Source organism: Edaphobacter lichenicola, assembly GCF_014201315.1.
Taxonomy (GTDB): Bacteria; Acidobacteriota; Terriglobia; order Terriglobales; family Acidobacteriaceae; genus Edaphobacter; species Edaphobacter lichenicola_B.
Window position 1 is genome coordinate 704,957 of record NZ_JACHDY010000002.1, and the last position, 17,220, is coordinate 722,176.

At 54.9% G+C, this 17,220-nt stretch carries 17 protein-coding genes and 1 tRNA gene; 9 read left to right on the forward strand and 9 right to left on the reverse strand.

Going from position 1 to position 17,220, the window contains the following annotated elements:
- Positions 1-205: 205 nt before the first annotated feature.
- A complete protein-coding gene (locus tag HDF09_RS09170; protein WP_183764987.1) occupies positions 206-946 on the reverse strand; it encodes a sugar transferase in 741 nt (246 codons plus the stop codon).
- Between the two features lie 388 nt (positions 947-1,334).
- Here HDF09_RS09170 and rfbC point away from each other — a divergent pair, with 388 nt between their 5' ends.
- Positions 1,335-1,922, forward strand: a complete 588-nt coding sequence (rfbC, locus tag HDF09_RS09175; protein ID WP_183764991.1) for a dTDP-4-dehydrorhamnose 3,5-epimerase — start codon at positions 1,335-1,337, stop codon at positions 1,920-1,922.
- Between the two features lie 111 nt (positions 1,923-2,033).
- On the opposite strand, the gene HDF09_RS09180 is transcribed toward rfbC, so the two are convergent.
- The 4 genes from HDF09_RS09180 to rfbB are packed head-to-tail and all read right to left on the reverse strand — an operon-like array spanning position 2,034 to position 5,540.
- Positions 2,034-2,582 (reverse strand): D-glycero-alpha-D-manno-heptose-1,7-bisphosphate 7-phosphatase, encoded by a 549-nt coding sequence (locus tag HDF09_RS09180; RefSeq protein WP_183764994.1) that lies wholly within the window; start codon positions 2,580-2,582, stop codon positions 2,034-2,036.
- Positions 2,579-3,505: a dTDP-4-dehydrorhamnose reductase gene (gene rfbD / locus HDF09_RS09185; protein WP_183764997.1), complete on the reverse strand. Its 927-nt coding sequence runs from the start codon at positions 3,503-3,505 to the stop codon at positions 2,579-2,581. Before rfbD ends, HDF09_RS09180 begins: the two co-directional genes overlap by 4 nt.
- Entirely contained in the window at positions 3,505-4,380 is an 876-nt protein-coding gene (rfbA, locus tag HDF09_RS09190; protein WP_183765000.1) for a glucose-1-phosphate thymidylyltransferase RfbA, read from the reverse strand. Before rfbA ends, rfbD begins: the two co-directional genes overlap by 1 nt.
- Entirely contained in the window at positions 4,377-5,540 is a 1,164-nt protein-coding gene (rfbB, locus tag HDF09_RS09195) for a dTDP-glucose 4,6-dehydratase (protein WP_183765004.1), read from the reverse strand. The genes rfbA and rfbB overlap by 4 nt, the downstream gene beginning before the upstream one ends.
- A 278-nt stretch (positions 5,541-5,818) precedes the next feature.
- On the opposite strand from rfbB, the gene HDF09_RS09200 reads away from it, so the two are divergent.
- The 4 genes from HDF09_RS09200 to HDF09_RS09215 all read left to right on the forward strand — a co-directional run bounded on the left by HDF09_RS09200 (position 5,819) and on the right by HDF09_RS09215 (position 8,252).
- Positions 5,819-6,043, forward strand: a complete 225-nt coding sequence (locus HDF09_RS09200; protein WP_183765007.1) for a hypothetical protein — start codon at positions 5,819-5,821, stop codon at positions 6,041-6,043.
- 230 nt (positions 6,044-6,273) lie between these two features.
- Positions 6,274-7,422, forward strand: a complete 1,149-nt coding sequence (locus tag HDF09_RS09205; protein ID WP_183765010.1) for a PP2C family protein-serine/threonine phosphatase — start codon at positions 6,274-6,276, stop codon at positions 7,420-7,422.
- An 8-nt stretch (positions 7,423-7,430) separates the two neighbouring features.
- Complete coding sequence (locus HDF09_RS09210) at positions 7,431-7,874, forward strand: ATP-binding protein (protein ID WP_311719118.1); 444 nt, start codon at positions 7,431-7,433, stop codon at positions 7,872-7,874.
- Between the two features lie 12 nt (positions 7,875-7,886).
- On the forward strand, positions 7,887-8,252 hold the full coding sequence (locus HDF09_RS09215; RefSeq protein WP_183765013.1) for an STAS domain-containing protein: 366 nt from the start codon (positions 7,887-7,889) through the stop codon (positions 8,250-8,252).
- Positions 8,253-8,301: 49 nt separating this feature from the next.
- Here the strand turns inward: HDF09_RS09215 and HDF09_RS09220 are convergent, their stop codons facing one another.
- The gene (locus tag HDF09_RS09220; protein ID WP_183765017.1) at positions 8,302-10,368 is read right to left on the reverse strand and encodes a PP2C family protein-serine/threonine phosphatase; all 2,067 of its coding nucleotides are present in this window, start codon (positions 10,366-10,368) and stop codon (positions 8,302-8,304) included.
- A gap of 542 nt (positions 10,369-10,910) precedes the next feature.
- On the reverse strand, positions 10,911-11,543 hold the full coding sequence (locus HDF09_RS09225) for a hypothetical protein (RefSeq protein ID WP_183765020.1): 633 nt from the start codon (positions 11,541-11,543) through the stop codon (positions 10,911-10,913).
- Between the two features lie 834 nt (positions 11,544-12,377).
- Between HDF09_RS09225 and HDF09_RS09230 the strand changes: the two genes are divergently transcribed.
- Positions 12,378-12,453, forward strand: a tRNA-Ile gene (locus HDF09_RS09230).
- A 124-nt stretch (positions 12,454-12,577) separates the two neighbouring features.
- Here HDF09_RS09230 and HDF09_RS09235 read toward each other — a convergent pair.
- Positions 12,578-13,420, reverse strand: a complete 843-nt coding sequence (locus HDF09_RS09235) for an AraC family transcriptional regulator (RefSeq protein WP_183765023.1) — start codon at positions 13,418-13,420, stop codon at positions 12,578-12,580.
- A 117-nt stretch (positions 13,421-13,537) separates the two neighbouring features.
- On the opposite strand from HDF09_RS09235, the gene HDF09_RS09240 reads away from it, so the two are divergent.
- From HDF09_RS09240 to HDF09_RS09250, 3 genes are all read left to right on the forward strand, one after another.
- Positions 13,538-14,077, forward strand: a complete 540-nt coding sequence (locus HDF09_RS09240) for a carboxymuconolactone decarboxylase family protein (RefSeq protein WP_183765026.1) — start codon at positions 13,538-13,540, stop codon at positions 14,075-14,077.
- A 44-nt stretch (positions 14,078-14,121) separates the two neighbouring features.
- Entirely contained in the window at positions 14,122-14,727 is a 606-nt protein-coding gene (locus HDF09_RS09245) for a YkgB family protein (RefSeq protein ID WP_183765029.1), read from the forward strand.
- A 324-nt stretch (positions 14,728-15,051) separates the two neighbouring features.
- A complete protein-coding gene (locus tag HDF09_RS09250; protein WP_221270080.1) occupies positions 15,052-15,789 on the forward strand; it encodes an FkbM family methyltransferase in 738 nt (245 codons plus the stop codon).
- Positions 15,790-15,791: 2 nt separating this feature from the next.
- Here the strand turns inward: HDF09_RS09250 and HDF09_RS09255 are convergent, their stop codons facing one another.
- On the reverse strand, positions 15,792-17,183 hold the full coding sequence (locus tag HDF09_RS09255; RefSeq protein ID WP_311719122.1) for a flippase: 1,392 nt from the start codon (positions 17,181-17,183) through the stop codon (positions 15,792-15,794).
- Positions 17,184-17,220: the final 37 nt, after the last annotated feature.

A 17,220-nucleotide genomic window follows, 5' to 3' on the forward strand; every position in this document is an offset into this window, starting at 1 on the left:
GTTTCCGCTAGAGTCGGACATCTGCCAACTTCATGGCTCATTGTTAAATCGGCAATCCGACGAAGAGAGGTTTTATCTAACGGAGCGTCCGCACGAGCTAAGTCAAAAATGCAAACCCGCACAACGACAAAATCAACTCCACGCGTTGGTGGATGAGGGAACAGACGGTTGCAGCCCCGCCGCTCTTCATTTTATGAGAGTCAGGCTAATACGCGCCATCCTGGTTTACTACAGACGCAAACGTCTTCATCAGAATCCAGAGGTCGCTCATCAGCGACCATCGTTCCACGTATTCACAGTCGAGTGCGACACGTCTCTCGTAGCTCAAGGCACTGCGTCCCGATACCTGCCAAAGCCCCGTCAATCCAGGCTTCACCCTGCAGTAGCAATCGAAGCAATCACCGTACTTCTCTACTTCCGCCGCTACAATCGGCCGTGGCCCCACCAAGCTCATCTGCCCAGCAAGCACATTCCAAAGTTGCGGCAACTCATCCAAGCTGTATCGCCGAAGAAAAAGCCCCACAGGAGTAATCCGTGGATCTTTACGAAGTTTGTGGGTCTTGTTCCATTCCGCACGGGCCTTTGGATATCGCGCCAGATGAGTCTCCAGCACTTCAGCCGAGTTGATACACATCGTGCGGAACTTCCACATCGAGAAAAAGGCGCCATTTTTGCGAATCCGCCGATGCGAATAAAAGACTGGCCCAGGCGAACTCAGTTTCACGGAGACGGCCACAACACCGAGTAACAACAGCACAATGGGCATCGAAATCAAAACCAACACAACATCGACGCAGCGTTTGATAACCCGGTATCGGAAAAACTCTGACGGAGTTTCGTCTGCTCGATGCGAAATTTCCAGCGAGCCACCAACCGACTCCGGATACGAATAAGAACCTTCGATAGCCGCTGTCCGCGACTCGGGGGATTGGTATTCAGCCTGCATTCGAATCCTGTATCTGTTCGGCTCGCATGTGCGCATGTTCTGCGTTCATCAGCCGGACCGGTTCCTGTTACACGCCTTGTATCGCGGTACCTTCTCTAGCCCGCTCCTGGAGCCTCAATGAGCCCAGGAAACGGCCGCGCTTCCAAATCACTTCCACCTGCCTGCTCATGCTACCCGCCTATGGACCTTACGATGGCCTCTCTATAAGTCGGGTTGGACCAAGTCGACGACTGGGAAAACAAAGCGCACTGACACAACTTCACCATTCTAACCGACGGTGTTCTGAAAAAGGAGTTTACGCATACTGGGTTCGCCTTTTATTCGTTCCACTTTGGAACAACACATCACGCTGTTTTCATGTACGAGTTAAGGACACTAAACTACTCGAATGCAGGTTCTTGAAACGCCTCTACGTGACGTTAAGCTACTTCAACCCCAACGCTTCGAAGATAGTCGCGGTTGGTTTGCAGAGGTATTCAATCAATCAACCTTCGCCGCTGCCGGGCTATCGGCGAATTTTGTGCAAGACAATCAGTCCTTCTCGGTCAAAGGAGTACTTCGCGGCCTTCACTATCAACTCGGCAGGCCTCAAGCCAAGCTCGTCCGAGTTCTCTCCGGCCATATTTGGGACGTGGCGGTCGATCTTCGGCGCGAATCCCCCGACTTCGGCAGATGGGCCGGATTCCATCTGAAAGCCCAGTCCTCCGCTGACCAACTGCAGCTCCTCTGGATTCCCGAAGGCTTTGCCCACGGCTTTGTTGTCCTCTCGGACACCGCAGAGGTCTTCTACAAGACCACGAACCTCTACCACCGGGCCGGAGAACGCTCCATCCTCTGGAACGATCCCGTCCTTGCCATCGATTGGCCTATCGAGGCGCTTAACGGCGTCCCACCCTCTGTCAGTCCAAAGGATGCTCTTGGGAAGCACTTCCTCGAAGCCGAACTCCCGCCGGTCGAAGCGCCTCATCTGGTCTAAAGCTCTGCACAAGGAGGCCCTGGCGATATCCCTGATCGGCTGATCTCTGAATCTACCCGCTACACAGCTTTGAAGCGAAGCTTGTCTCGACATGTCGACCAGTGGTCTACGCTATCCGCACGCCACCAGCCAACGTTCCACTTCAGCCAATGATTGCACCTTCAGATGTTCTCCACTACAGCCGGCAGTCTCAGTCCCGCCGATCAAAAAAGCCTGCCGCAATCCAGCCGCATTCGCCGCCGCCACATCTGAGCACCGGTCGCCAACCATCACACTCTCGCTTAGCACCACTCCAAACTCAGCGACTCCGCGTCTCAGCATCCCCGTGCCAGGTTTCCGGTCCTCATGCTCACGTTTGTACTCCCCCACGCCGTGCTCGGGATGGAACGGACAATAATAAACGGCATCGAGCTCAACTCCTTCCGCGTGGAGCTTTCCACGCATGAACGTCATCAGGTTGTGAAAATCAGCCTCCGAATAGTAGCCTCGCGCGATGCCTGCCTGATTCGTCACAACAATCAGGCGATATCCAAGTCCCACAGCGGTCCTGCAAAGCGAAAAGATTCCGTCGACAAACCTCACCTCCTCGGCTCGATGCAGATATCCCACCTCTTCATTTACGACCCCATCCCGATCTAGAAATAACGCTCGCTGCTTCATAGCTCCGACAGCACCTCTCGCAGCGAGTCCCGCCAGTACATCATGGTCCATTCGAACCGTTCCTTTAGCTTGGTACAGTTCAATCGCGAGTTCGACGGGCGCCTGGCAGGGGTCGGATACTGATCGGTCGATATCGACTCGATCTTCGCGAATCGCACTCCAGGCTCCTTCTCGCGCTGTTGTTGAACCGCCTCCGCTGCAAATTCGAACCAGGAAGTGTCGCCCCCGCCAGCGGCGTGGTAAACCCCGCTCGCGTCCTGCAACGCAGCCTTCCATCCTATCGTCTGGGCAGTTGCTTCACAACGCTTGATCACGTGCGCTGTCATCCTCGCCAGATCGCGGCTCCAGGTTGGAGCACCATGCTGATCGTCCACGATCCGTAACGCCTCCCGCTCTCGCGCAAGCTTCAGGATCGTCAGCAAAAAGTTCTTCCCTCGTGCCCCGTAAACCCAACTCGTCCGAAAGATCATGTGGCCTGCGCCGCTCTCAGCCAACGCCCTCTCTCCGGCGAGTTTACTGGCGCCGTAGACACTCATCGGTCCGACAGTATCAGTTTCAACATAAGGTTCCTCTCCTGATCCATCAAAAACATAGTCTGTGGAGAAGTGGATGACACCAGCGCCCAGCACTCGCGCCTCTTCTCCTATCACTTTGACGGCCTCAGCATTGATCGCGTAGGCCAGATCCGGCTCGCTTTCCGCTCGATCCACTTCCGTATAGGCTCCGGGATTCACGATCCACCTTGGCCGCACTGCCCGAATCGTATCGCGAACAGAAGTCGCATCCGCAAGATCCATCATCGCGCGCTCCGGAGCAATCACAACGCCCAACGGCTCCAGAGTCTTCAATAACTCCCCACCAACCTGGCCCTTAGCTCCCGTCAGCAGAATCCGCTCCTCCGATGGCAGCCTCCCAAACACCATTAGTACACCGTCTCTTCCAGCACTCGCAGCAGATATTGTCCATATGTGCTCTTGGCGATCTTCGATGCCAGTGTTCGCAGCTGATCGGCATTTATGTAACCGAGCCGGTACACAATCTCTTCAGGGCAAGCCACCTTGAGGCCCTGCCGTTTCTCAATCGTGTGGATGAACGTCGCCGCCTCGAGCAGCGAATCGTGTGTCCCGGTATCGAGCCATGCGATTCCTCGTCCGAGCACCTGCGTCCGCAACTGCCCGTGCTCCAGGTACCAGCGATTTACATCGGTGATCTCGAGTTCGCCACGTGGAGATGGCTTTAGGCCCTCAGCGATGCCGACCACCTGCGCGTCATAAAAGTAGATTCCCGTTACCGCATAACGAGACTTTGCCTTCAGCGGCTTCTCTTCAATTGAGATCGCACGGCGGCTCTTGTCGAACTCCACCACCCCGTATCGCTCCGGGTCAAGGACCGGGTAAGCGAACACCGTCGCGCCCGGACCACCCGCAGCAGCCTCGCGTAAGGTCTTCGCAAAATCATGTCCGTAGAAGATGTTGTCTCCCAGTACCAGGCAACAACCCTCTCCCGCAAGAAACCCCTTTCCAATCAAGAACGCCTGCGCCAGACCGTCAGGGGACGGTTGTACGGCATACTGCAGCTTGATTCCCCACTGTTCACCACCTCCTAGAAGCTGTTCGAAACGCGGCGTGTCCTCCGGTGTCGAGATCACCAGAATCTCCCGAACGCCCGCCAGCAAAAGCGCCGAAAGGGGATAGTAGATCATCGGCTTGTCATAGACGGGCAGCAGTTGCTTTGAAACGACCTGCGTCACTGGATGCAGCCTCGTCCCAGAGCCCCCAGCAAGAATAATCCCCTTCATCGAACCCTCTCGCCTGCCTCGGTCATCGAGCCACGCTCAGCAACAGCGACCTGATCTTCGCGACTTGAGTAGTTTTGGACCACCCACTGCTGATAGGCCCCGCTGGTCACATTCTCCACCCATGACGCGTTTTCGAGGTACCACTTCACTGTCTTCCTCAGTCCCGTCTCAAAGCTCTCCTGCGCTCGCCAGCCGAGTTCCCCCTCAAGCTTTCGCGCATCGATCGCATAACGCCGGTCATGTCCCGGCCGGTCGGCTACATATTTCACCAGTTGCAAATGTGGTTTGAACGTTGACTGAGGCACCAACTCATCCAGCAGCGAGCATGCCGTCGTCACTACCTCGAGATTGCTGCGTTGATTTCCGCCGCCGACGTTGTAGGTCTCGCCTATACGGCCTCGCTCCAGAACCGTGCGCAGAGCACTCGTGTGGTCTCCCACGTACAGCCAGTCTCTAACCTGTTGTCCATCTCCATATACAGGCAGTGGTTTACCCTGCAGCGCATTCGTAATCATCAGCGGAATCAGCTTCTCTGGAAACTGATACGGCCCGTAGTTATTCGAGCAGTTCGTGATGATGGCCGGTAAGCCATAGGTATGCACCCATGCCCTCACCAGATGGTCCGACGCTGCCTTCGACGCCGCATAAGGACTGTTTGGAGCGTATGGCGTCTCCTCATGGAAAGCCGGCGCCTCCGGTGTCAGCGTGCCATACACCTCATCGGTCGAAACATGCAGAAACCGGAACCTCTCCCGATCTGTGCTTGCGAGCCTCTCGTAGTATGCCCGTGCCGCCTGGAGCAAGATAAATGTGCCATCGATATTGGTTCGCAGAAACGCTTCGGGACCCAAAATCGAACGGTCGACATGGCTCTCGGCAGCGAAATGAATCACCGCTCGCGGGCGGTATCTTTGCAGCAAGCTGGCAACCATCTTCGCGTCGCAGATATCCCCCTGCACAAACGTGTAGGCAGAGCTGTGCTCAACAGACGCAAGGTTCTCCGGATTCCCCGCATACGTCAGCTTGTCCAGATTGACGATCGGCCCATGGCCCGCAGCCAGCCAGTCCAGCAGGAAGTTGCTTCCTATAAACCCGGCTCCGCCGGTCACTAGAACGGAATCACTGCACGTGATCGCGTCTGACTCTGCTGCTAATCTCATGTTGCTGCTAATGCCTCCGAACTTCGACTCCAAGTTTTAATATAGGCTACCTCCCCCTTCACCATCCGGCGAGATGCCGAAAGGCCGCTCTTCGTTACGGGTCTATTTGGCAGGATTTGCAGGCTGGTTGCGTAAAAATGATCCATCTTTTGTATCTCCGCAGGGAACCTCGTTACAGAGTCACTTCCCGGCACCCTCTCTAGACTTCGCGAAGAACCAGGCAACTGCAAACTCCACCGTTCTCTCCAATGGAGATCGAGACGCGAAAGGTGACCCTTATGACCACGAATAATCAACAGTCGAATCAAACCCGCTATCAGACGCACCCTGTCGACCCTAAACACGCCGTAGAACCCTCAGGTCCCAAGGGAGATAATCCGTCGACCGCAGGCCCGGGATCCACGACGGTCACCTCCAACACTCCGGAAAACAATCAGGGGCGCATCAATCCCTCTGCGCCGGAAGATGCGAACACTACCCCAGGCACCACCGACAAGAAATAAGATTGTTCTGTTCAATGTCTATCATCCGTGATATCTCCTGAAAGGACCTACAAGACGTCGATATCTGTTGCCGCCACGGCTCCGATCAAGTTTGCGCTCCTGTTTGAGTAGGATTCAGCAGACGAATCCGCAACAGACGGGTGGACCACGGCAGAAGCGAACTCTTCGCCGGCCTATGCGGCAGAGAGTTCTATCGTCGTCTGAAAGGGGTTACGTGAAGGAGCAGTTCCATGGAAATCGAAAGCAGTCTCCATCTTCAACAGCAAATCGCACGGCTCCAGGCACTCCTCGACACGACCCACAGAATCCATAGCACCATTGAGCTGGACAGTGTTCTCCGCAGCGTCCTGCAGATCACCGTGCGCGAACTTGAGATGGCGGGTGCATTTTTCACGGCCTTTCCGTTTTCTTACGGAGAGATCCCCCCACGATTCCTCTTGCATCCGCCGTCCTCTGATCCGAGACGTGGTTGTTACCGCTTCCCCTTGCTGGATCGCCACGGCGCAGTCCTCACCGAAATGGTCGTCATCACCCGTGACGGTGCGCCGCTCTCCCTCTTCGAACAGGATTTCCTCGAGCATCTTGCGGTCCAGGCTGCCGTCGCTATCGAAAACGCCCGCTATCATGAACAAACCCTGGATATGGAGCGGGTAAAACAGGACCTCTCCTGCGCCCGTGACATCCAGCGAAGCCTTCTTCCACAGACGTTTCCCAATATCTCGGGATACAGCATCGCTGGTCGTTCGCAGACCTGCTACGAGGTCGGCGGCGACTACCTCGATCTTATGGAACTCTCATCAGGGGAATACATGATCGTCGTAGCCGATGTCGCGGGCAAAGGCCTCGCCTCGGCTCTGGTTGGCAGCTCGTTTCGGGCGGCATTGCGAGCCATCGCGAACTCGGGGATGCCGCTCGCCGACATGGCGACACACATGAACCTCCTTCATTACAAAGAGGGTGAAGAGTCGCGCCGCCGCTATGTCACGGCCATGTTCCTGAGGCTTGATCCAAAGACCCATACTGTCGAAGTAGTTAACGCCGGGCACAATCCCGCCTTTCTTCTCAACGGCAGCGATACGCCTGAGTTGATTGAGGCCAGCGGAACCCCGGTCGGGATGTTGCCTTTCTCTGGTTACTCGGCAGAAAAATATGTACTGTCCGATAAGGCGAAGCTGCTAATCTACACCGACGGAATGACTGAGGTGTTTAAAGGTGACGAAGAATTCGGTCAGGATCGCCTCATGGAGGCATTCCGCACCTGCCGACTCTCGGACGCGACTGGAACACTGAACTCTATTTGGCAGACTCTGGATGCTTTCTCCAATCAGGAAAACCAATCAGACGATATGACCGCACTCGTAATTGGACGAAAGCCGTAGGAGGGGAAGTGAACGGAAAGAACGTGAACAGCATCGAGCTGCGTCTTCCTTCGCGTCTCGGCTTTGAAAAAGTTGCAATGAGCACGGCCTCCAGCGTCGCCAAGCTGATGGGCTTCGCTCCTGACCGAGTTGAAGATCTTAAAACCGCTGTCGCCGAAGCTTGCATCAATGCCATGGAGCATGGAAACAAACTCGACGAATCCCTGATTGTCGACGTCATTCTCTCCATGAACGAGGGTTCCCTTGAAGTAAAGGTGCTCGACACGGGCACCGGGCCTCCGGGCGTGGTTCACGCCCCGGATATGGACAAAAAAATGCACGGAGAAGAGGCTAGTCGCGGCATGGGAATGTTTCTTATTCAGTCTTTGGTGGACGAGGCAGAATGGGTGAGTGCGCCTCTCACTGGAAGCTACGCCCGACTCGTCATACGCTTAAACAACACTGAAGATTGAGGAGAGATCAAGATGGCGGACTCAGGTACGAAAGTCAAAATGGAGCAGGTTAAATGCGCTTCTGGCGATCCAATCACGGTGCTGCGTTTCGCCGGTGATATTACGAGTTCGTCCGAGCCTGCGGTGTTGGGCACATATGGAGGCCTCTCCCCCGAGACGTCCAAGCGCATCCTGCTCGATTTTTCCAAGGTGGAGTATCTCAACTCCAGCGGCATCGCACTGATCATTCAACTGCTTTACGCTGCAAGTCAAAAAGGACAAACCGTCCAGACGTTTGGCCTGACACCGCACTTCCAAAAAGTCTTCACCATGGTAGGCATTACGAAGTACACCAAACTCTACCCTGACGAAGCCGCCGCCTGTGCTGGCTTCGAATAGACCTGAGCCACGCTAAAGCCACCGAATCGTCTCCGCTGAAATCCGCCGTTCAGGTCGCTGTCAGAATACCCTTCTCATCGGGAACATTCTCAGGCTGAAGCCTGCGCTGAATCCGCAGCACAAGAATGTCATCCTCCTGCCCAAAGTTCTGAGCAGCCGACGCCAACTCTGCGGCCGAGATAGGCTGTTGCAGCATCTTCTCGATGCGTTCAAACCCAAATAACTGCTTCTGTTGATCCTGCGCCTCAGCGACTCCGTCGGACATCAGCATCAACGTGTCCCCCGGCTCCAGTGTGAAATGGGAGACAAAGAACTCCGCGCCTGGCACCACACCGATGGGGAGTGACCCACCCATCTCAACCTCTATCCCATTCAAATACGGCGGCAGATGTCCCGCGTTTGCCAGCGTCACCCGTCCATCGGTGCAGATCTGAAGGATGAGACAGGTCGCACTGGCACGGCCACGCCCCCACAGTCGATCATTGAGGCTGTTCATCAGGGTCAAGGGATCGGAGTCGTATTGAACCGCCGTCCGTATCGCTCCAACGATCAGCGCAACGAGCATTCCAGCCTGCAGGCCCTTCCCTGTAACGTCGCCAACCACGATCAATACGCTGCCATCCTCCTGCACAGGCAGAATCTGGAAGAAGTCCCCACCAACCTCACGTGCCGGACGATACTCACTTTCGATAGCAAGACCAGGTGTCTTCGGTAGATGCTCTGGAATAAGCACGTGTTGAATCTGCCGCGCCTGTTCGATCTCCGCCTTCCACTGCTCGCGGACCCGCTGGGTATTCAGGAATCGCCGAACCAACATGACCGTGATAAGAAAGAGGGAAAAGATCGTCGAGATGGTGCCCAACTCAACGTCGAATCCGAGAATATTGAATGCAGTCGGGACATGAAGAAGGCGAAGCTGGCTCTGAAAAAGAGCGATAGCCACCAGAACCACTGCCGAAAGGGCGAGCCATCCCTCAGTCTTCTGTTTGTGAATCCCTCGGAACGTAATCGCGCATAACAGTGCCGCAAAACTAAGCCTAAGCCCTAGCAGAATAGGTAGCAGATAGACGGCCGCGTGTACGGGGATATGTTCACCATAAATCGGCGCACTCATCATGGCCGTTCCGATCATGGTAAGACCGACAAGCGTCCACACGATGCGATGAACCCACTGCATCCGGCTGATCCGGAACCAATAGCCCCAGAAGATGACCCAAAGCCCGATTCGAATCGGACCAATAATGACAGACTGTAGAAAAATTCCGGGCGTAAGGGCAATCCACGGTACGAAGCTGACGATGAGAACGACGCCATTACCCAGGATCGTGACAGCGCAAACCAGGCTCAGCCATAAGTACGAAGGTTCGGTACGGTCCATCGAAAGAAGGCTGACTGCCACCATCCACGCAAGGAGCAGAATCAGCATCTCGAGGAAGCCGCTGCCGACAACATGCGCGGTATTGTCCCAGTCCATCTGAATCAGGGTTCCGATTACTCCGGCATGCCCAAGAACCGGAGGTTCATGCATCCCGCCGGCGTCCGGAGTAAGGAAGAGAGACGCGCTGTCCATATATATCCGGACGGCAATAGTTATTTGCCCGTTGCGAAGTTCTCTCGGTAGTCGAAACTCTCGAGGCAGCGTGCTATAAGCCGTTGCCTTATGTGCGTCAAATTTGCCGAGTTCCCCGATTAGCTGACCGTTGACGTAGAGCTGATACGCATCGTCGACCTCGTTCGGCATCTTGATCGCCAGCCTGCCATGAGAACTCTGTACGTTGACTTTGAGCCGATACCACGCAAACCCACTCTGTTTCGGGTAGCCGTTCGCCGTCCAACCCGGAATATATCCGCTGGTGCCTAGTTCCGGATTCGCCGACCCAGCCGGCGGAGTTACATCGATCGTCCCCCAACTCGAGTCGTCGAAATCCGGTTGCGCCCAGGCCATGTCATCGCCCATGCGGAACTTCCAGAGGCCAGAGAGTTCGACGGTGCCGTCTCCGAGCGTGGCCTCGAGCTGCGCTCTAGGTGCAGGAGCTGCCGGGGATTTCTGTCCACGCAGTACAGCTGCAAAACCGAAGAGCAGCAACAACACGGTCGAAATTCTTGCACGGCGCATAGATGCAACTCTCAAGACCTGTTGATAAAAATCCGTCAGCATGAATGAAAACCCGAGCACTGCTCCCCTAGACTGCGCTAAGGCAGCTGCGACTGTCCTTACATCAACCCGCGTCTGATTCCGAGTGAGGTTCTCTTGGGACTTACCAAAAAGCCCTGTGCCAACGATCGCCGGGCAAAGAAAATTCGGGTGAGGAGGTAGTTAGCCCACAGGGTGCTTGCTCCGCAGGTTACGCAAATCGAAGCTCCCCTGTCAACGTCATCTTTCTGACACGATGAGACTTTGCGGCACAGTCCCGCAATGCTGCAGGCTCGCGATCTGCCATCCAGGCCACGTAACAGCAGTTCCCCATCAGTTGCGAACCACCCGGTCCCAGTACAAAACCTCTGCCCGCCTATCGGACAGGCAGTGATCCTCATTGGTCATTGCTTAAACAACCACAGGGATTACCGACGCCTCTCTTAACGAATAAGCCCAGGCCTGAGCCCGGGCTTTCTTCTCACTTCACATAACAGTACAACCGTTTCAGAAACCTCTTCTGCTCAGCGATTGTCGTCAGCGGTTTTCCTGAAAGTCGTCCAGATCCGACGCGACATATACAGGCCGGCCATCATGACGCCGGTCGAAAACAATAGCAGTGAGTCAGGCTCAGGTGTAACGCCAACTGTTCCGTTTCCTCCCTGGAACAGGTTGGGGTCTGCACCTTGCTCGAAGACAATGAGATTCTGGCCGGTAGGAACGCCTGCTCCACCGCCAAAGACGAGATCGTAGAACCCAGTCTGTTCGTTATTAGTACACGACACTACGTTTAGAGCACTCGGAATTCCGCTCTGACCCTGTGAATCGCAGCTAGCATCCTGATTACCAAGAGGCCCAAGAAGAAAATGAAGCGTTAGGCTGTCAATGGTTTCACCCGAAAAGTTACTCAGGACAAAGCATCCGTACGGCGTTGCGTTCGGACCAAGGTTGATGCCCACCGAGTTGCAGGCAGCCGTCGACAGGCTAACGCTGGGAAGGGTATCTGCCCCATCGAACTCTTGGCAAAACGTATTGCCTTGTTCACACGAAGGAGGGTCAAGAACTGTCATACGGAAGTCGACGCCGTTTGCATGGGCGAGGCTGGAACCGCCACAAAGCAGAGCCAGAACAAAAAGGACGCGAAGAAGATGTTTCATTTTCTGTATTCCTCCAGAAATACTCAGGTGACGATCTGCAATCACAGCTTGGATCAGGAAATTGTGCCGGTACACGGGTGGACCTTATCGTTTATGACCCTTGGTTGTGCCATTCAACAAGCACGTGCCATGCCAAAGGAAAACCCCAAAGATTCCGTGGAATCGTAGACTCTATAGTTATCAATGCGCAGAACATTGCAGGGCAAACGGAAGTATTAGTATCTTTCAGGGCATCTGGAAACCCGCGGCGACTTCCTCTGACTTCATCTATGGATAACGCCCGTTTGGCGCAACCGATATTAATTCAAAATGAAGTAGCAGAAGAATGGCTGAACTCTTGAAACAGCACCAAAGTACGTGGAGTAACTCCGCGAAAGAACGCTAGTAATCCTTAACTGGATTTAACAGAATCCTCTTCCAAAATCGGAGTCCGCGGTAGACACACTTATTGCTCTGGTCTGAGTAGCTGCGTCAAGCGCCACTAAATTCGGGACGAGAGCGCGCCCGATCTACCTGTCCAAGGAGCGTTCATAGTCGCGGGAGCTTCACTCAACCTGACGACGAAGACATCTTCGTCGGAAACACTCTTTCCTCGGGTGAATCGGGTATCGACCTCGCTTGGTCAGGTGGCCGCCGATGCATTTACAATCAAAGAGCTGGCCGGTCATTCCAGCGTGACAGTGAGCCAGCGATATGTTCCTGCAACGCCGGAGTCTGTGCAACTCGCCTTTAACCGGCTCGGACCTTCAGTCGTAGGGCTCTGGAACGGGCAGGGGGCTTCGACCTCCACAAAATCCCAACACAGCGCGTCTCGAAGGATCGTATGTTATCGAAGGGCCTGTAGCTCAACGGTTAGAGCAGGGGACTCATAATCCCTTGGTTGGGGGTTCAAATCCCTCCGGGCCCACCAGATCTCAATTCCCCGCTCCTCAGTGCACTGAAGGTATTGCGTGGGATTAGGCCAGCAGCACCTGCAAGTTGGACCGATCTTTTGGATCTGGACGGTTTGGTTTGTGACGTTGCGCGGCTTCAGATCAGCTTTGATTCTTGACAGTGCCAGGCTTGCTGCGAGTCAGCCAGTCGGAGGGAGACATTCCGAGGCGCCGGGTGAAGACCCGGGTGAGAGCGGTGGCATTGGTGTACCCGACGGCGGTTGCGATGAGTTTGAGCGAACTGCCCTTGCGCAACATGGTTTGGGCGACTCCCAGGCGCCAGTTCGTCAGGTAATCGAACGGCGTGATGCCGACGACCTTGCGGAAATGGGCGGCGAAGCGGGCCCGTGACATCCCTGAGATTTGCGCCAACTGTTCCAGCGACCAGGAGATTTCAGGCTGCTTGTGCATGGCCCCGATGGCCTTGCTGAGACGATCATCGCTGAGCCCAAGCAATACGCCGCTATCAACGAGGTGTGCGTTCATGGCTGAGCGGAAGAGGAGCACGAGGACGTATTCGAAGAGGCGATCGAGGGCGGTCTGGCGACCGGGGTAGTCGGAGGAGGACTCGGAGAAGAGGAGCTCGAGGGTGGGGGCGAGTTCGGGCAGGGCGTCGAGAGGGACGACGAATGGCTCGGGGAAGGAGGCAGTGAGGGGGTTCAACATGCCGGTGCCAAACTCGACGGTTGCGCAGATGAGTTCGGTGCGCTCCTCCTCTGAGGCGTGAAGGCGATGCTCGTGAGGGCGTGGGAGGAAGACGATGCTCGGGGTATCGACGACGATCGGCCGAGCATTGGGGTGAGCGATCGTCAGTCTTCCCTCTTTGAGCACATGAAGATAGCCGGCCTGTTCGTCGAGGTTCGGGGAGATACCGCAGAAGGCTCCGGAGTAGAACATCCGGGCGGAGAGGGTGAACTGCTCGAAGAATGGGGCGAGTCGATCCATGTGATCCCCATGAGACTAGAAGGTATACAAACGATATCCTAAGCAACAATACGTACCATCTTATCTCCAGATGGTTCCTGATGGGCGCTGAGGCGTCACAGGAGATTGGAGAAGACGATGTCCCGTATTGCCCCTGTTGTTTCGTCGAATGTTAGTCCTAAGGTTGCCACCACCCTCAATCAGGTGAAGGCGAGCCTGGGTATGGTCCCGAACCTCTTTGCCACGCTTGCACATTCGTCCGTGGCTCTCGATGGATTTCTGTCGCTGTCGAAGGCGCTGTCGCATGGCCGCCTTTCCGCCCGTCAGCGCGAGATTCTGTCGCTAACCGTGGCGCAGGAGAACGAGTGCCGGTACTGCCTCGCGGCGCATACCGCGTTGGCGAAGTCTGCCGGTGTGAGCGAGGCGGAGGCGCTGAAGGCGCGTACAGCAGACAGCGAGGATCCATTTGAGCGCGCGCTGGCCTCGTTTGCGAAGAGCATCGTTCGTCAACGTGGTCATGTTTCGGACAAGGATATTGAGCGCGCGCGAAAGGCTGGAATTGATGACGGCCTGATGATGGAGGTCGTTGCCAATGTCGTTGTGAATACGTTCACCAACTATGCCAATGAACTTGCCGATACCGAGATCGACTTTCCTGTAGTTGAGGTGAAGCTGTGAGCCGCGTGTACAGCGTTGCGCTCCCGGAGCGAATGGAGACAACTATGGACAAGCTTACTAAGTTTCTATCAAAGGCAGCGCCGTTTCAGGGAGACCTGGACTATCACCTGATTCGGGTTTCGATGGTGATCATCTACTTCTTCTTTGGGTATCAGAAGTGGTTTGACTACGAGATGCAAGGTCTCGTTCCGTTCTTCACACATGGGCCTTTGATCTTCTGGATGTACTCGGTCTTCGGGATGAAGGGCTCGACGTATCTTCTGGGTGTCTCCGAGTGGTTGTTCGGCGCGTTGATCCTGGCGGGCTTCTGGAACAAGAAGCTGGGAGCACTGGGAGCACTGGGCTCGGTGATGACGTTTATCACGACAATCACGATCATCCCGTTTATGCCAGATGGCTGGGCTCAGTCGGCGGGCGGATTTCCTGCGATGGTGGGGAACGTCGCCTTCCTGATGAAAGACGTCGTGCTGCTGGCGGTATCGTTCTATCTGCTGAAGCACGATGTTGTGAGAGCGTCGGTAGCTACTGACAGCGTGTTGAGCGGGGGCAGCGCCGTTTGCGGCATCTCATCCAATCATGGGAGAAGCGACCGGGTCCAACCGATAGAAGATTACGGCGTCATCGGGGAACGCGTTCGATCGCGCAGGTAAAACGTCACAGGCTCCATCACTGCTGTCGTTGTCGGAGCAATCCTAAGACCTGGCTGAGCCACTCACGCTGAAACCTCACTGATCTTTCGCGAATCTGGTGAGCATGTCTGCGGCTTTGACTTGACTAGCCCAATGGACTGAGACTTGACACACACGGGTAGATAGATGGCGAACACTCTGTAAAGACAAACACGGAGGACGGTGCGATAGTCTATTAAAGACTACTCGGTTCAGCGATATCATTGGAGGAAAATGAGAAGTTTGATCAAAGCTCTCTTGCCAAAAACACTCTTGAGGGCCCTCTATCCCTTTCGAGAGAATTGGTTGAAAACTTACGCCAAAAAATCCTACTCTCAAGAGGGCGAGGACATGATCCTGGAGCGATTTCTTGAGCAAAAGCAATCTGGTTTTTATGTCGATGTCGGAGCACACCACCCCAAACGATACTCAAACACCTATAACCTGTATCGCAGGGGGTGGCGTGGGCTCAACATAGATGCCAATCCAGGTAGCATGACCTTGTTCAAGCAGATCCGCCCGAAGGACATCAACGTGGAAGCTGCAGTGTCCTCTGCCGCCCAGGAACTGACTTACTACATTTTCAATGAGCCCGCGCTGAATACCTTCAAAGAAGATCTCGCAATGGACCGTGTCGGTGGGATCTATTCCATCATCAAGAAGGTCAACATAACGACCAGACCATTGTGGCAGTTGCTCGATCAGTATGTTCCTCCAGATACCAAGATTGATCTGTTGACTGTCGATGTTGAGGGTTTGGACTTTGATGTACTTCTATCGAACGATTGGCGCCGATACTCGCCAGAGTTCATTCTGGTAGAGTGTTTCGGTTCCACAACTTTCGAAGAGATCAGCTCTGACGCCGCGGGGCATCTGCTGTTAAGCCAGAACTACTCGATCGTCGCAAAGACGATGAACACCGTGCTGTTTCGATTGTTGCCGCCCTCTCAAGTTGACTCGAGCGCACGGAAGGCAAAAACATCCGATCCTGAAGCTCTTAGAGATGCAGGGTTCTCTGCACAAAAACAGTCTCTAGCCTCTTGAGTTCAATCTGAAAAGTTCCAGATCTTTGCCGGCAAAAACGATCGCATTTGCATAAAGAATATTGGCCGAGTCTCGCGGCTCAGTGCATTCGCAAATACTGCCGAAATTGCATAGGAGACCACCGTGGCGATGGCAGCCCCCAACGCTGCATATCTAGGAATCAGAACGACGTTGAAGGCAACATTGATAACCGCCCCTGCAATCGATCGGTAGAGGGACAATTTCAACAGGTTCTTGGTAATGTCCCAGGGAGCCTGCGCGAGGCCCAGAAAAACAAAAACAGACGCCCAGATGTGAACTGCGAGCACTGGCGCCGCTCCGCTGTAACTATTCGAGTACAGGATGCGAACGATTGCGTGGGAGGCCAGCGCCACCAGCGAACCGATGACGCAGGCTAGCATCGTCATCAACGAGAATAGTTTGCGCAGCCTTCCATAAAAGAGTTCGTGATCGTCCTTTGCCCGCATAATCGCAGGAGAAACGGAAGAGACGATGGCAGCTGGAATAAAGTACCAGATCTCCGATATTTTCGTAGCTGCCGAGTACAGACCGACCGCCAGATCTCCCTTCATCATCTTGAGCATGACCATGTCCAGCCGCATATAGATCATGATCGCCATCCCAGAAAACAGCGCGGGCCAACTCTGTTGAAGCAACTGTATTGCCCTTTTCTTGCTGCTCTTCCAGGAGATCATTCTGCCACCTGAGAAGCGATAGCCGAGCACGAGCCCGATCGCGCCCAGCGCAAACTCACCAGCGTTTGCCGCTGCAAATGTCCATAGAGGCGCTTTGACATAGATCAGCGACACTCGTACCACAGCGAAGATCAGAAAAGCCGCGTTCTTCGCCCAGACCGTGATCTTGGATTGCACCTGCGATTGGAAGAGATAGTCGATCGTATCGAACGCCTGGAAGATCAACGTCAGCGAGATGATGCTCACCAGCAGCAGAGCTTGCCTGTCGTTAGGCTGGATCAGCCTAAGACTACCGATTGACCCGCATACTGCTACCAGACTGCCAACGCTTCGCAGCGCAAGGGACGTGCCCAGAATCTCGTGGGCGTCCTCGGGATGATGCAGAAGTTCGCGGATCACGATGCCGTCGAGGCCGAGCGTGGTGATCGTCGCAAACAAAGCGACGAACGCGAGGGCAAAGTTCAAACTGCCAAACTGCGCAGGGCCGAGATATCGTGCGACCCACACCCCGACGAAAAGCCCTGTTCCCATTCGGACGATCCGGTCGACCATCAACCAGCCCATGTTCCCCATGATCTTGCGGAGTCCGGGTCCAATTTTGTCTGACTCTCTTGCTATGCGGGCGCCAAGTACTGACTGCTTCAAGTCGAGATCCCTTTGAACCATTGGCGTATTGGAGAGGAGAACCGAATCTCCCATTTCGCGGTATCTTCAGCACTCGTCATTCGACCCCGGT

Bases quoted from the DNA above. Each gene is read 5' to 3' on its own strand.
- HDF09_RS09170 (WP_183764987.1), bottom strand. From the start codon at position 946: ATGCAGGCTGAATACCAATCCCCCGAGTCGCGGACAGCGGCTATCGAA.
- rfbC (WP_183764991.1), top strand. From the start codon at position 1,335: ATGCAGGTTCTTGAAACGCCTCTACGTGACGTTAAGCTACTTCAACCC.
- HDF09_RS09180 (WP_183764994.1), bottom strand. From the start codon at position 2,582: ATGAAGCAGCGAGCGTTATTTCTAGATCGGGATGGGGTCGTAAATGAA.
- rfbD (WP_183764997.1), bottom strand. From the start codon at position 3,505: ATGGTGTTTGGGAGGCTGCCATCGGAGGAGCGGATTCTGCTGACGGGA.
- rfbA (WP_183765000.1), bottom strand. From the start codon at position 4,380: ATGAAGGGGATTATTCTTGCTGGGGGCTCTGGGACGAGGCTGCATCCA.
- rfbB (WP_183765004.1), bottom strand. From the start codon at position 5,540: ATGAGATTAGCAGCAGAGTCAGACGCGATCACGTGCAGTGATTCCGTT.
- HDF09_RS09200 (WP_183765007.1), top strand. From the start codon at position 5,819: ATGACCACGAATAATCAACAGTCGAATCAAACCCGCTATCAGACGCAC.
- HDF09_RS09205 (WP_183765010.1), top strand. From the start codon at position 6,274: ATGGAAATCGAAAGCAGTCTCCATCTTCAACAGCAAATCGCACGGCTC.
- HDF09_RS09215 (WP_183765013.1), top strand. From the start codon at position 7,887: ATGGCGGACTCAGGTACGAAAGTCAAAATGGAGCAGGTTAAATGCGCT.
- HDF09_RS09220 (WP_183765017.1), bottom strand. From the start codon at position 10,368: ATGCGCCGTGCAAGAATTTCGACCGTGTTGTTGCTGCTCTTCGGTTTT.
- HDF09_RS09225 (WP_183765020.1), bottom strand. From the start codon at position 11,543: ATGAAACATCTTCTTCGCGTCCTTTTTGTTCTGGCTCTGCTTTGTGGC.
- HDF09_RS09235 (WP_183765023.1), bottom strand. From the start codon at position 13,420: ATGGATCGACTCGCCCCATTCTTCGAGCAGTTCACCCTCTCCGCCCGG.
- HDF09_RS09240 (WP_183765026.1), top strand. From the start codon at position 13,538: ATGTCCCGTATTGCCCCTGTTGTTTCGTCGAATGTTAGTCCTAAGGTT.
- HDF09_RS09245 (WP_183765029.1), top strand. From the start codon at position 14,122: ATGGACAAGCTTACTAAGTTTCTATCAAAGGCAGCGCCGTTTCAGGGA.
- HDF09_RS09255 (WP_311719122.1), bottom strand. From the start codon at position 17,183: ATGGGAGATTCGGTTCTCCTCTCCAATACGCCAATGGTTCAAAGGGAT.